This is a genomic window from Mucilaginibacter sp. P5_A6, assembly GCF_056400585.1.
The window spans coordinates 201,874-217,005 of sequence record NZ_JBFUKZ010000004.1; the positions used below are offsets into that span (position 1 = coordinate 201,874).

Annotated in this window: 7 protein-coding genes; 2 read left to right on the forward strand and 5 right to left on the reverse strand. The window is 41.9% G+C overall.

Going from position 1 to position 15,132, the window contains the following annotated elements:
• Positions 1–22: 22 nt before the first annotated feature.
• The 5 genes from AC1DO4_RS06460 to AC1DO4_RS06480 all read right to left on the reverse strand — a co-directional run bounded on the left by AC1DO4_RS06460 (position 23) and on the right by AC1DO4_RS06480 (position 11,085).
• Positions 23–2,275, reverse strand: coding sequence for a S9 family peptidase (locus AC1DO4_RS06460; protein ID WP_477414002.1), 2,253 nt, complete (start codon positions 2,273–2,275; stop codon positions 23–25).
• Positions 2,276–2,463: 188 nt separating this feature from the next.
• A complete protein-coding gene (locus AC1DO4_RS06465) occupies positions 2,464–4,692 on the reverse strand; it encodes a putative Ig domain-containing protein (protein ID WP_477414004.1) in 2,229 nt (742 codons plus the stop codon).
• 35 nt (positions 4,693–4,727) lie between these two features.
• Complete coding sequence (locus tag AC1DO4_RS06470) at positions 4,728–6,164, reverse strand: APC family permease (protein WP_477414006.1); 1,437 nt, start codon at positions 6,162–6,164, stop codon at positions 4,728–4,730.
• 62 nt (positions 6,165–6,226) lie between these two features.
• Positions 6,227–7,129, reverse strand: a complete 903-nt coding sequence (locus AC1DO4_RS06475; protein WP_477414008.1) for an AraC family transcriptional regulator — start codon at positions 7,127–7,129, stop codon at positions 6,227–6,229.
• Positions 7,130–7,476: 347 nt separating this feature from the next.
• On the reverse strand, positions 7,477–11,085 hold the full coding sequence (locus AC1DO4_RS06480; protein WP_477414010.1) for a family 43 glycosylhydrolase: 3,609 nt from the start codon (positions 11,083–11,085) through the stop codon (positions 7,477–7,479).
• Positions 11,086–11,467: 382 nt separating this feature from the next.
• Between AC1DO4_RS06480 and AC1DO4_RS06485 the strand changes: the two genes are divergently transcribed.
• Positions 11,468–13,771 (forward strand): glycosyl hydrolase family 95 catalytic domain-containing protein, encoded by a 2,304-nt coding sequence (locus AC1DO4_RS06485; protein WP_477414013.1) that lies wholly within the window; start codon positions 11,468–11,470, stop codon positions 13,769–13,771.
• Positions 13,772–13,813: 42 nt separating this feature from the next.
• Entirely contained in the window at positions 13,814–15,070 is a 1,257-nt protein-coding gene (locus AC1DO4_RS06490) for a PQQ-dependent sugar dehydrogenase (protein WP_477414015.1), read from the forward strand.
• Positions 15,071–15,132 lie beyond the last annotated feature (62 nt).

A 15,132-nucleotide genomic window follows, 5' to 3' on the forward strand; every position in this document is an offset into this window, starting at 1 on the left:
ATTTAAAGCATGAATAAATGGGCTATTGATCAGCTAAATGATGTGCTGTTTCCCCGGTATTTACAACGGTAATTTCATCTGTGTTACGGTTAGGCGGCTCGGTATTCAGCAGGTGTTTCACAAAAAAATCTCTTTCCTTTTTGCGGCCATATGGTCCGCCATCGCTGTGACCCATTCCGGGTATAGTTAACAGGTCAAAATACTTATTATGTTTTATCAGGGCGTCGGCAAAGCGATAAGTCGACTCCGGCGGAACATTGTTATCAGCCTCGCCTACAATCAGCAATAAACTACCTTTCAATTTATCGGCATTGGTAATGTTTGATTGCTGCTCATAATGCTGCCCTACCGGGTAACCCATCCATTGCTCATTCCACCATTGTTTATCTATCCGGTTATCGTGGCATCCACATGCCGATACTGCAGCTTTATAAAATTCAGGATGGAACAATAACGCCCCGGCAGAATTTTGCCCCCCCGCCGATGTTCCATAAACTCCCACACGACTGATATCAGCCTGCGGATATTTTGCAGCCATAGCCTGCATCCATAAAATACGGTCAGTAAAACCGGCATCGGCCAGATTATGCCAGCATACATCATGAAAAGCTTTTGAACGATTGGCCGTACCCATACCATCAATCTGTACCACTATAAAGCCTAATTGCGCAATGCTTTGCATTTCGTTTATCGCTGAAAAACTCTTGGGGACAAATGAATCCTGCGGACCGGCGTATATATTTTCGATAACAGGATAGCTTTTAGCAGGATCCATATTAGCCGGGCGATAAATAACGCCCCAAATATCTGTTTTGCCATCACGGGCTTTGGCAACAAACACCTCGGGCAATTTAATACCGGTAGCTAACAGATCGCTCAATTCCTGGTGCTCCAGTTCGGTTATTGTTTTAAGGGTTGATGTATTTTTAAGCACAATATGCGGCGATGTATTAACTTCGGAATAGGTATCAATATAATACTTCCTGTCGGGCGAAAAGGTAAGGTTGTGGTTGCCTTTTTCGGGGGTTAGGTCAACCAGGTTCCTGCCATCAAAACCTATGCGGTAATAGTGGATAAAATAAGGGTCTTCGCCTGCATTTTTGCCGCTCGCGTTAAACCATATCTCTCTTTTTTTAATATCCACACTATCAATGTCTCTCACAACCCAGTTGCCTGAAGTAATCAGCTTTTCCTTGCCTGTTAATTCATTAACAAGGTAAGCATGGCGCCACCCGTCTTTCTCAGTAATCCATATAATCTCATGCGTTTTAGGCAGGTAGCGAGTATAGATCCTTTGCTCATAGATAAAGGTGTTTGTTTTTTCATCTATGATGTTGCGTGTTTTCCCCGTTTGTACGTCTACCTCAATAACCCTGAAACGCTGGTGCCCCCGGTCAACTTTTTCATAAGTAAAATACCGGCTGTTCCCGTCGCGCCAGTGCAGCGCCGGTGCTCCAAAAAAGTCAAGTTTTTCTGCATCAATCTTTAATTTCCCTTTATCGGCTATGCTGAAAATAAACGGCTCATAAGAAGTAAATTCATCTCCGGGCTGGTCATATTCATGCGACTTAAGTTGACCCCGTGTTGTTCCGGATACCGAACTGAGAATATAATATACCTCCTTTGTTTTTTTAGGGTCAATATGGTAGCCCACCAGGTGTTTACTATCAGGAGCCCAGGAAACCTCGCCGTAAGGTTTATCAAGGTTACCATCAGTAGTGAATTGAATTTCGGCCGATCCTTTCAATGACTTTACATATATATTGCCGCCTTTTACAAAAGCAATCCATTGTTTATCCGGCGAAACAGAATCGGCCGTTAACCCTTCCCAACGATATCTGCGCTTTTGAAGCGGCTCATTAGGATCATAACTCTTAAATAATGTATCGGTTGTTTTTTCGCAGCGATAGCTACTCAAATCGCACTTTAGCCAGTTATTATCTGTTTTAAATGTTACTTGCTTTTCATCCTCGCTAAAATACATTTGCGCTATATGCAGCTTACTCACCGGTAATGGTTTAGCAAGTACTGTGCTAATGGCATCAGCCATTTGTTTACTGTTAAAAGCTTTGCGTTTTAAAACTTTTTCAGCATCTACAAAATAATAGTCGGTTTCGTTGTTTTTTACCCGCTTGCCGTACCAAAACTGTTTGTTATTTGGTTGCCAGTTGGGTTTAATATTATAATTGATTGCTAATTTCTTCAAGGCAGAATCAAGTTTATCGGCATTGATGTATGATCGTAAAACTTCGTTATGTGATGGTTGGTATGGCATAATTTGCTTCTGTTGTGCATAGCTGCCTGTCGTTACAAAAACCAACACAATTAAAAAAAAAGAATAAAAATACGAGCGAATGCAATACATAGAGATAAGGAATTTATATTGATTAAAATTACTTAAGGTGAAAGCTTTGTTTTGCTAATAAATTAACAACTATTAACCACCAATTACCTTTTAATTGTTTACTTGCTGATAATGCGCAATAACCTCACCCCGTGCGGAGGTATATTAAAGGATATATCTCTCATTGAGGCGCCTATGTATTTCTGCTTCCAAACATCACGTACAGTAACAGGTTTTTTAATACCGATTTGGTTAAGCGGCAAACTGTAGCTTTTATATTTTTCGCCCATGTTAAATATACCTATGGCTTTGCTGCCATCGGCAAGTTGTTTAACCCAAACCTGTATGTTTTTATTGTTTATCAGTAGCTCCGCCTGTTTACCAAGTACATCCTGATCTATTGCAATCACTTCGCGGTTTTTTAACAGGTTTAAGGTAAATTCATCAAGCTTGCTCATATCGCAACCAATAAGCAGGGGTGCCGATAGCAAACTCCATAAACTGATATGCGTGTATTGTTCATATGGGGTAAGGTTTGATGGATGCAAGCTTTCGCCCCAGCCAACCATACCTACAATGAGCATATCCGGATCATTCCAGCCACCAGGATGGGCATAAGCCGAATTATTAACCTGGCTAAAACCAATCCCATAAAGGCTTTCCCAGGTATCGGTAATATCTTCAGTTGTACGCCACAGGTTACCATTCATTTCTGCTCCCCATTTCCAAACATCATGGATGCCATACTGACAAATGCTATAGACCATATCCCGGCGTTGTTTTTTCAATTCATCGCGCATTATAATGTAAGGTTTTTGCTGCGCGAAAAGAGTAGTATCGCCTGCTATATTATCCGAATAACTACACAGGTCGTACTTTAAATAATCAACTCCCCAGTTAAGGTAAGTCATGGCATCCTGCGCTTCGTGACCCAATGAACCTAAGAAACCACCACATGTTTTAGCTCCCGGCGATGAATAAATGCCAAATTTTAATCCCTCGTGATGCAATTGATCGCCCAATGCCTTCATATCCGGAAATTTTTCATTAGGAACTATCTCTCCGGAATTTGACCTTTGGGCGGCCTGCCAGCCATCATCAACATTAATATAATTCCAGCCGTAATCGGTCAATCCCTTTTCAATCATGGCCTGGGCCGAGCTTTTTACTTTGGCATCACTTACGCTTAGCCCCCAGCAGTTCCAACTGTTCCAACCCATGGGTGGCGTAAGAGCCAGTTGATCTCCAACTTTAATTGTAAACGCTTTTTTACTATTACCTAAACTATTACTTACAGAAATATATAGGGTGTAGCTGCCATTTTTACTAATGCTGCCTGTTATAATACCTTTTTGCGGATCAAAGCTTAACCCTGCCGGCAAGTGTTTAATGCTGTATTTAAAAGGCTTTTGCCCACTAACCGGGATCTTATAAACTATTGGTGAGCCTGCATGCACTCCTAACAATGCCGTTCCATTGATCATCGGCTTAGGCGATTCTTTGGGGGTTAGCAGGTATGGAGCTACCTCCGTAAAACTTTTTACTTTTCCCGATACCTTTTCTTTAAAATCGTAAACCAGCTTTATTCCTTCGCGGTGCGGAAAGGTAAGCGTGTACGTTTTATTCACGTTTGCGGACAAAGATGAGCTAATAGTTTTTTCTTCAATAATTTTCCCCGGCACTTCATCGATGACCTGGTAATGAAAAGTCCCGGAAATAGCCGTGTTGAATTTGTTAATCACTGATAGTTTCCGCTCTGCCTTATTACCGGGTAAAAAATCTATTCCGGAAAGATTAAATGCAATACCGTCAAATTTTTCCAGCATATCAATAAACGGCGCGCCCATGAATATGCCACCAGAACCTCCTCCATCATATACTTTTATGGCAATGATATTTTCGCTGTCCCATTTAATAGCCGGATTATTTGCCGCTACACAGTAATTACGAATTGCCGGCCATTTGCTTACGTAACCTCCCTTATCATCAGGAAAAGCTCCTGTTTTACCTATTAGCATACCATTAAAGTAAGTTTCATCCGCATCGTTCACATGGGCCAAAAAAACACGCAAACTATCGCGCCAAACCGATTGCTCCTTTAATGTTGATGGAATAACAACATGGATACGATACCAGGCATACCCATGATAATCCGGATATCCCTGGCTTTGCCATACCTCGCCAACCTTAATATCTTTCCATTGCCTGTCGTTAAAAACATTATCCTTCCAATCGGGCGCATCCCCGGCAGAGAATTTAGCGGTAGTTAAACTAATATATTTTCCATTTTGGCCATAAGTTAACTGGAATGACAGCACAAGGCATATCAGTAAAAAAAATCTGATCATAGTAATAAATATTTTTTTTAATTGTGGATGATATGCTAATTCCTGATAAGTTGCAGCGGTTCACTATCTTTTTTCTGTTTCGATCTGCTTATCACATAGTAAACCGGAATACCGGCAAGCGTAATGATCAAACCGGGCCAGGTATAAGTGGGTTTATACTTAATGAGCAACAAGCAAAATGCCAGCCCCATGACTATGTAGATTACCGGTAAAACCGGATATCCGAAAGCTTTATAAGGCCGTTCGGCATCGGGCATTTTTTTACGCAATATAAATATGCCAATGATGGTGAGCACATAAAAAACCACTACCACAAATGATATCATATCCAGCAGGTCACCATATTTGCCGCTCAGGCTCCACAAACAGGCAAATACGCATTGCAGCCATAAACCGAAACCCGGCACCGAGTTTTTATTAAGCGTACCAACCCGTCTAAAAAACAACCTGTCATTTGCCATAGAGTAATACACACGAGCACCAGACATGATCAGTCCGTTATTACAGCCAAAAGTTGATACCATAATAAGTAGGGCAATAATAATGGTACCCCAGCTACCGAAGATCTGCTGCGATGCGGTTACGCCTACCCTATCCTTATCGGCAGCAGCAATATCATGTAATGAAAGCACACCAGTATACATAATGTTAGTTAAAATATAAATAACCGTAACTATCAGCGTACCCAAAGCCAGACTTAAACCAATGTTCCGCTTTGGGTTTTTGATCTCGCCGGCAATAAAGGTAACGTTGTTCCATGAATCGCTGCTGAATATAGAACCCACCATGGCTGCGGCTATTGCTCCTAATGCAGCAAGTGTAGTATAAGTTCCAATTGATCCATCGGCTTTTAAGCTATGCATGCTCCAGGCATTGTGCCAGTTACTATTCCATACAGATGCCTTTACCGCGAATAAGCCAAACACAATTAACCCCAGCAGGCTAAGCAACTTGGCCATTGTAAATATAGTTTGTACAATTTTACCACTGTTTACCCCACGGGTATTAATGTAAGTTAACAACACAATAACCAGTATAGAAAGCAGCTGGGCAGGCGATATGGTTATAAAACCAAGATCAATAGCCACCAGTGTTTCGCTAAGCTGCGGTATTAAATAAGCTGTAAACTTGGCAAACGCTACGCCTACTGCTGCTATGGTTGCTGTTTGTATCACGGTAAAAAAACTCCAGCCATATAAAAACCCTACCAATGGGTTATAAGCCTCTTTCAGATAAACGTACTGCCCGCCGGCCCTGGGGAACATAGCGCTTAACTCGCCATAGCTTAAGGCAGCCGTCAGGGTCATAAAACCGGTTATCAGCCAAACAAATAGCAGCCAGCCCGCACTACCCACATTTCGGGTAATATCCGCGCTTACAATGAAAATGCCCGAACCGATCATACTGCCGGCTACCAGCATAGTTGCGTCAATTAACCTTAACGATGGTTTAAATGTGGTATGAGTATCCATATAAAATATGTAGGCGATATTTTTTAAATCGTAAGTAGAAGTAGTTATTTAATCAAATGAATTTAGCTTGCTGCCCTGCTCAGGCTAATGAGGTTRTTGTTATARGAATCAAGRTARCCGCGTGGCGAGTTGCCTATTACATATTTAAAAACACGGTTAAAATTGGTGATGCTTTTAAAGCCGCATTTGTAGGCAACMGTATTTATACTTTCAAACTTATGGGCTATCAGTTTTTTACAGGCCTCGTTKATCCTGATCTCGTTCAGGAATGAAATAAAGGTATGCCCGGTATGTTTCTTAAAATAGCGGCAAAAAGATTCKGGSGTCATGAAGGCTACTTTGGCWACATCCTCCAGGGTTATCTGCTCGCTGTAATGCTGCATAATAAAGTTATAGATGTTACCTATCCTTATGCCCTCGTTTTCGGTTATGCCCGGTAAGTTGCCATAGATTGATAATGGATCAAGTTTCTCCTTGATATTGGTGAGTCCTTTAAGCAAATTAAAAAACTGCACAAGCTGATCTGTACCCGAAGCATTTTTTAGCCCCATCATAATTTGCGATACCTTATCAACCGCGCCATGCAGCACTTTAAAGCCCTGCTGATGTTGTTGCATAAACATTTTGCTTAATTTCAGCTCGGGCAAATCAAATAAGGAGGAGAGTGCTCCCTCGGGATTGAAAAATATGGATATGGCTTCTATTTGTTTGTTGCCATCGTTTACAAAATATTCGGGGTTGCTTTTAAATACATGCGGCAAGTTGGCACCCAGTAAAAATATATCGCCAGATGAGTAATCATGCATGTTGTTACCGGCTATCAGGGTACCCTCCCCCCTTTGGATCCAGGTGATCTGTATTTCTTTATGGCGGTGCAGGTAAGGATAGTGATACGGCAGAGAAACTTTTTCTGCAATCACGCTTTTATCGTGTGGTACAGGGATAGTAAATTGTAAAACTTTCATCTTGATTTTTATGAATCCACTTTGAATTTACAATTACTTAACTCTAATAACCAACCCTTTGCATTAACTGGATAAAATGTTGCTATCATCTGTTAATTTTCAACGGATGAGCTGTTAAAAAACCTAAAAAATATCTTTTTTTTAACCCTTTTTTTAAAAACTAATTAAATGTTAAATAAACAATAATAAACCCAATTAACCACACCATTATGTTAATTTAATACTATATAAGTACTGAAAAAATCTTGTAATTGTTGTAATTACAATTAATACAAATAGTTTATTAAAATGTGATTTATTGGAAAAACCGGGGGTATGAATTACAAAATTGATTGGCAAAAGAAAAGTTATCTTGTTGGTAAAACCAGTTTAAAATTTGAAAATTCGCCATAAGCACTTTTGGGGCCATACGTACATTGGTATAGACCAACTTGTACCTCCTTATTTTCCAAATCCAACCGTAAAGCCGGGCTGCCAGGCAGGTCCATCCAGTTAATATTGTCTTTGCTGGTACGCACGTAAAACCAATTACCCTTACGTTGTATCTGCAAATATTTATTATAGTTCCAGGCCGACTGTATGTTAGTTTGCTGCCGGTTTCCCGCAACAAAATTGGTGAACATATTACCAACATTCCAGGCAGGAAAAATGCCATTTTGTAATAACTGTTCAGCGGATACATTTTTGTTAATCTCAGTAGCGGCACGCACCATTAACCCGACTTCGTTGTTGCCTGCAACCTTCTTTTCTGCTAAACCACTTACGTCGGTTATTTCCACCTCGGCAACAAAATCCCCCTTAACCTTCTTGAACAGAAACGGCCCGTAAGGAGCATTACCATCCCAGTTAGAACCCTGCGATTCCAGCCGGAGCGCTTTATTATTAACAGTTGCAATTTTTGTGGCCAATTGTTTTTCGCCCTTACCTATAACCCCATCCCAAACAGAGCCTGTTGTGCCGGATGATAAATAATCCTGAGCTTTTGAAAAACCATCAGTATAAATAGTGAACTGCGATACGCCGGTGTTAACATTTGCAGGCAAACTATTGGCCGTTACATTCCCGAAGTTGTCCCTGATCTTGTAGCTATACCTATATTGTTCATCAGGCTTAAGTCCATAATCAATATAATAGGGATCATCGGTCCATCCGCTTGCTTTGATAGAATCTTTATTGTTCAGCCGGGTAAAATAATATTGAAGCTTACTTCCCCTATTTGCTCCATAATAACCTGCCTCCATCTGTACCATTTGCGGCGATACTGCTTTCGGCATCAACCTATAATTTAATACAGCACCCGCAGGCGGGTGCAGGTTTTGGAGCCATGCAGCTGTTATTGATTTAACTTCCTGAACATTCAGGCTATGTTTGTATACAGTCAAATTTGTAATAGCTCCGGTAAAACTTTTACCACCGGGCTGTCCTATATATAAGCTATCTATACGCTTTATCCCGTAAGCTAATACAGCAGCAGACTGTAAATTGCCGTCAAGGTATTCCTTAACCTGTTTATCTTTAACTGTTTTGATTAGCAGGTGCCATTTACCGGCAGAGGCATTGTAATGTATACCTGCGCTATTCTTCTGTTTATTGCTATCAAATACCACAAGCGCCTTGTTTTTTTGCAATACGGGGGTGTACACATTTACGGCAATACTATAATCACCTGTTAATATCATTGGCGCTTTGTAAACGAGGGATTCTTTACCAGTAAAATTTAATGCAATCCTGCCTGCTACATCTTTCACCTCCGGTTCAGCATTAACGGGTTGAAAAGCACCGCCATTGCCGCCATCATTAGACCAGTTACTTAACTTACCGTAAAGCAATTTGGCAGCATCCAGGTAAATAGCAACATCGGGCTCGTTAACCTTGCCGTATAAACCCTTGACCGCTGTATCACTTAACGCTATATCATAAACCTGCAGCGAAGCCACGGCTCCCGAAAAATAAGCCGGGCCATTATTCTGCGATCCTATTAAAAAGTTATTTGCACATTGCAAAAACAGCATTTTATTTTCCTGATTATTAAGCTTACCATCAACAAATACCTTTTCAAAAGTACCATCAAAGGTAATAGCAATATAATGCCATTTACCCGCTGCCGGTGCTCCATTGGAATACGGAAAATCGGCAAAGCCAATGTGCCGGGCAGTTCCCATATCTTTATTGTTCCCATATCCAAATTCGGCACAGGTAAGCTGCTCGCTACTTTCGGTCCAGGTTAATAATGGATTCTCATCTTTTAATTGTGATGTGTACGCCCAAAAGGATACCGTATAGCTGTTATTGCCGGCCAGCGAAAGCGGTACACCAAAAACTGATTTTAATGATTCCCGGCTGCTAAATACAACGGCCTTTTTACCTGCAACAAAATCAACAAACGGTGCTTTTCCAGCAGCTTTAAATACCCCGCCAAGTGTTCCTTTATTTCTCCATTCATTAACTATTGTACCTGGTTGTAATGCATCGGCATCAATATCAATCAACAAACCTTTTTGGCTGTACTTAACCTGTGCCACAGCCTTATGGATATTGGCAGGTACAGGTTCATGGCCGCCACCCCCAAATACTTTCAAATTCCATATGGCCTTATATAAACCCGGATATTCGGCGCCAGTGATGGTAAGCCTTATAAATCTTGCCTTCACATCTCCTTCATCAACAGCCGGACTGCCATGCCAGTGGTTATTCTTTTTATCAGCAAAGGTTTGCCACTGCCTTCCATCAAGTGAATATTCTATCAGGTATTGATAATACCAGGTTGCATATTCAAATTGCGTTAACACCTTTTTAACAGTGGTTACAGCGCCAAGATCTACCTGCAGCCATGCCGGAGCCGTACTATTATCTTTTGGCTTCCATAAAGTACCGTTATTATCATCTACCGCGAATTCGGGTTTATAATCATCGTTATAGAATGAAGAAGCGGTTACTTTTTTTTGGTAGACCAGGTTGGGATAGTCGTTGGTAGTTTTGGCTAATGAGCCAATGCCCGTATGGGTAGGGATTACCTTTTCAATATTACCTTCAGCATCAAAAACAAGTTTATCTGCGCAAACCTGCCGGTGATAGCCACCGCCCGAATGTGGGTTGTTATGCCGGTGATAAATGATATAATAGTCATCACCCACCTGTAGTACTGAATTATGCCCCGGCCCGTGTACCGAGCCATCTGCACCGGTAGTCAGTATGGGGTTATTTTTACCATAAGCAAAGCCTTCCATCGGGCTTTTTTTACTGGTGGCATATTGAACCCGATAGGTTCCATCTTCACAAAAGCCCGATGAGTAAAGCAAATAATAGATGCCCTTGCGTTTGAACATGTAAGATGCCTCAAAAAAATCTTTAGCTGTAGTATTCGGTATCTGCGCAGTTTTCGCAAAAGAGCTCATGTCCGGGTTTAAAAGCCCCACCCCGCAGCCGTAACCAGGATAAATGCCCCAGGTTCCCCAGGTCATATAAAATTTACCGTCATCATCTCTGAATGTTTGCCCATCCAGCGTAATAACACCCGGAACATATAAGTTTGTTAAAACTGGTTTACCATCTGCAAACAAAGGTGTCCAGGGTCCCGTAGGCGTTGAAGCCGACGCGCCGTAGATCTCGACTGTTGGCTGGCAATAGTACAGGTAATATTTACCATCGTTGCCCAAGGCCACATCGGGCGCCCAGTAATTGTGCGTGGTTGGCCAGTTCATATCCTGCATGGTCCAGGTCACAAAGTCTTTGGAGGTCCATACCTGTGACGGGCCTAAACCTCCGCCATTGCCATCGGTAGTAGCATATATGTAATAGGTATCCCCAAATTTCTTTACCGTTGGATCGGCAAAATATCCCGGAATAACCGGGTTCCCATTGCCCGGGTTGTTTGGGCTTTGTTGTTGGCCAAAAGCATGCGATTTAAAGAGCAATAAGCACAATAAAAAAAAGCCCCTCAAAGTTGCATGATACATATGATTTAAATATTACAGGTTCTATATTGATTTAAGTATAGCTATAGTTTTTTAGTGAAAAACAATTACCCTATTCAAACTATAATTTAAGGAGACAATATCGATGTTCCGGAGCTCAGATTTACACCGCAAATTAGCCAGTTGTAACACTATTTTGTCTTCCGAGGGCTGAGATAATATGGGGATTTAAGTGAATAAATGCTTAATTCAGATGCTGAACAGACGAAATATTAGCTATTTAATCACTCATTTTGTCATATACGCATAAAAGCCGCTGGATGAATAAAGCTTTTATTAATTTCAGTCATTGTAAACCCGTAGTCTGCATTAGTTTAATTCCAAAATTTTAGTGTATGAAAAGCAATTCTGTTTCTCGCCGGGCATGAAATTAATAAAAACGATAATTATCCTCCTGCTGGTTTGTCCCGCGCAAAGCTATGCCCAGTTTATTTACGCCGGGCGCTATAAAGCAATATTTACTCAGCCTCCCAAACAAACACCCACCTCAAAAACACCAGATGCACCGCTTGCCGGTAACGGGGATATCGGTCTGACGATGGGCGGCAGTCCCGAAAATTTATGTTTCTTTTTGGGTAAAAACGATTTCTGGCGGGCATACCCGGTATATCCCGGCGGCGGCATTGCTTTGCCGGGCGGGTTAACTATTGGTATTGATGCGCTAAAAGGCGCAGCCTATTACGCCGAGCAAATACAGGACAAGGCTGTTATTAAAGCATCTTTCAAAAAAAACGGGCTCACGGTTACTCTTAATACCTGGGTAGCAGCAAAAAACAATATGATGATAGCCAGTTTTTCGGCCAATAAAACCTGTCGTCTAAAACTAAATTTATGGTCGGCTAAAGGTAATACGGCTGTTAACCATGCCGGTAAAGCAGGCGATGTGATTTGGGTAAGCCGTTCTTTTGAAAATACCCCTATGCTGGAGTGGCCCTCGCATGTAATATTGGCCATGAAAGTATTAGGCGCTGAACTGAAAAATGATGGAACGGTTACGCTATTACCCAATCAAAAAGTAACCATTTCAATTATCATGTATACCAATCATGATCGTAAGGACTGGAAGGACGCCGCTATTAACAAGGCCCGGTTATTAACACCGGGGCAGATTGGGAAAATACAAACCGTACACGAGCAATGGTGGAAAAGCTTTTGGGGCCGTTCAAATATAAAAATTGGGGATACGGTGCTTGAAAAATATTATTATGCTTCTCAATACCTGTTTGCATGTACCACACGCGGGAATAAATTTGCTCCCGGTATATGGGGACCGTTCATTACCCGTGACTCCACCTCATGGGGTGGCGATTATCATCTGAATTATAATTATGAAGCGCCCTTCTGGGCAGCCTATTCATCTAATTACATCGATTTGGTTGATAATTATGACCAGCCCTTGTTGGATTACATGAAAATGGGCAAATTCCATGCACAGGACCTGCTTCATATCAATGGCATCTATTACCCGGTTGGCATCGGGCCAAAAGGATTGTGTACCACGCGCTGGCCGCTTACTCCAGATGAAATGGAAAAACGGTATGGTTCGCGGGAAGATACTATTGATCATGGCTATAAGTTCCTGGGGCAAAAAATTAATGCAGTTTTTGGTGCGGGCAACATGCTGATGCGCTTTTACAGTACCTATGATGCCAATTACGCCCGGCGGATATATCCTTACCTGTTGCAGTGTGCAAACTTTTGGGAAGACTATTTGAAGCTGGAAAATAACCGTTATGTGATCTATAATGATCATTTTGGCGAAGTAATGCCTAACCTTAAAAATAAAGGGCAATGGCGTAACCAGCTGGGCGATTTTAACTCCACACTTTCATTAGGTTTGGTAAAAATGCTTTTTAAGGGAACGATGGATGTAAGCAGCTTTTTAAAGATGGACGAAAACCGGCAGGCTAAATGGCAGGATATCCGCGATCGCATCAGCGATTTCCCCCTGGGAGAAACTAATGGCAGAATAGCCCTGAAAAACGCTGAGAAAAGCCCCTCAGCGTGGATGAACCGTGCGGATGGATTGTCGCGCGTATCTATTCATGGGGTGTTACTACCCGGTGGTGTTGCAGGGCCAATTAGCACGCCAGCGTTTAATAAAATATTGCTTAGTGATATATCCCATTGGAAAGACAGGGCAGAAAGCCCTGCCGATTGGGGTAATACACTGGGCAATGGGATAGAAACTTGCTTCCCCGGAGCAGTACGTGCGGGATATAACCCGGATGAGATTTTAAATTATTTGAAAGCCCGTATTGCCGCGCAATCATTACCTAACCTGTGGATCACTCAAAGCGGAGGCGGTATTGAAACTCTTGCTGCCGTACCGCTCACCATTAATGAAATGCTGTTGCAAAGCTATGAAGGCGTAGTGCGGCTATTCCCAAATTGGAACCACGCAAAAGACGCAAGTTTTGATAAACTCAGGGCTTATGGCGCATTTGTGATCAGCAGTAAATTAAAAAACGGGAAAGTTGAATATGTTAGCCTGCTTAGCGAAAAAGGCAGAAACTGCACTATGGAAAACCCATGGCCGGATCAAAAAGTGCACTTGATTCGCAAAGGGAAAAATGCGGAAATACTTAATGGTAAAACAATTACTTTTAACACGGGCGCAAATGAAAAAATAACTTTGAAAGCAGCCGATTCAAGTTGGGCACTATAGTTTGACCTGATAAATAAATACTAACCTGAAACTAACCAAATAATGAAAAGCAAATTCCGTAATAAACTCGCATGGAAACCATCAAAATTATGGGCACCATTGGTTATCCTCCTGGGCTCGGGCATTTTGATGTGCTTGCTCCCATCTTTTAATAACGCCAAACCGGCCACGAAAATAGAAGAGCCATCAACCATAACTTTAAAAGTTCAACTGGTTGCTGAAAATTTGAATGCCCCTACGGATATGGCCTTCCCGGGTAACGGAGATGTGTGGATTACGGAGCAAACCGGGAAGATCCGGGTAGTTAAGAACGGGAAATTAAGGGAGGATGCTTTACTTGATCTGCACAGTAAGCTGGTAGATTTAAGCAATAGTTATGAAGAGCGGGGGCTATTGAGTATTGCCCTGCACCCAAAATTTAAAACCAATGGAAAATTCTATGTGTTTTACAGCAGGCCGTCCGCTCAGCAATCAGATCATACTGGCGTTGTAGCCGAGTATAAGCTATCGGCTGGTTCAGGTATGGTTGAAACTAACAGCGGGCGTATTATACTTACTATTGAAGAACCGGAATCAAACCATAATGGCGGCTGTATCAGGTTTGGTCCCGATGGCTATTTATATATCTCATTTGGCGATGGCGGTGGCCAGGGTGACAGACACGGAAAAACGGGTAACGGACAAGAACTGAATACCTGGCTGGCTAAAATATTGCGTGTAGATGTTAATGCCAGGGCTGGATATATGGTGCCTAAAGACAATCCCTTTGTTGGCAGAAAAGACGCAAAACCCGAAATATGGGCCTACGGTTTCCGTAACCCATACCGGTTTTCCTTCGACAGCGCCACGGGTCAAATGTTTGCCGGCGATGTTGGTCAGGACTTATGGGAAGAAGTGGATATTGTTACCAAGGGTGCTAATTACGGCTGGCGTTTAATGGAAGGAACACATTGCTATAACCCTGCCACAGGATGTGTTATTAAGGGAATTACCATGCCCATCGCTGAATACAGCCATAAAATTGGGGTGAGTGTTATTGGGGGTTACGTTTATAACGGGCAACAAATGCCTGCTTTAAAAAGCAAATATGTGTTTGCCGATTGGGTGGGAAAGGTGTTCTTTTTGAAAAAAGCAGGTAATAAATGGCAAAGGGGAGATATCACCTTACAAAATCTTCCCTCAAACCTAAAAATAACCGGATTTGGTGAAGACCCGGCAGGCGAGCTCTATTTTTCAACCAATCCAGATACCGGCCCCGGAAATACCAAAGGAGGGATTTATAAGATCATCAAAAACTAAGTTAAAAAGAGGCATAGCGGCCGACAGGACGGCCGCTATGATTTTGAACAGGGCTTTTAAAA

Excerpts from the sequence above, each read along its gene's own strand:
- AC1DO4_RS06470 (WP_477414006.1), bottom strand. The coding sequence starts at position 6,164 with ATGGATACTCATACCACATTTAAACCATCGTTAAGGTTAATTGACGCA.
- AC1DO4_RS06460 (WP_477414002.1), bottom strand. The coding sequence starts at position 2,275 with ATGCCATACCAACCATCACATAACGAAGTTTTACGATCATACATCAAT.
- AC1DO4_RS06485 (WP_477414013.1), top strand. The coding sequence starts at position 11,468 with ATGAAATTAATAAAAACGATAATTATCCTCCTGCTGGTTTGTCCCGCG.
- AC1DO4_RS06465 (WP_477414004.1), bottom strand. The coding sequence starts at position 4,692 with ATGATCAGATTTTTTTTACTGATATGCCTTGTGCTGTCATTCCAGTTA.
- AC1DO4_RS06480 (WP_477414010.1), bottom strand. The coding sequence starts at position 11,085 with ATGTATCATGCAACTTTGAGGGGCTTTTTTTTATTGTGCTTATTGCTC.
- AC1DO4_RS06490 (WP_477414015.1), top strand. The coding sequence starts at position 13,814 with ATGAAAAGCAAATTCCGTAATAAACTCGCATGGAAACCATCAAAATTA.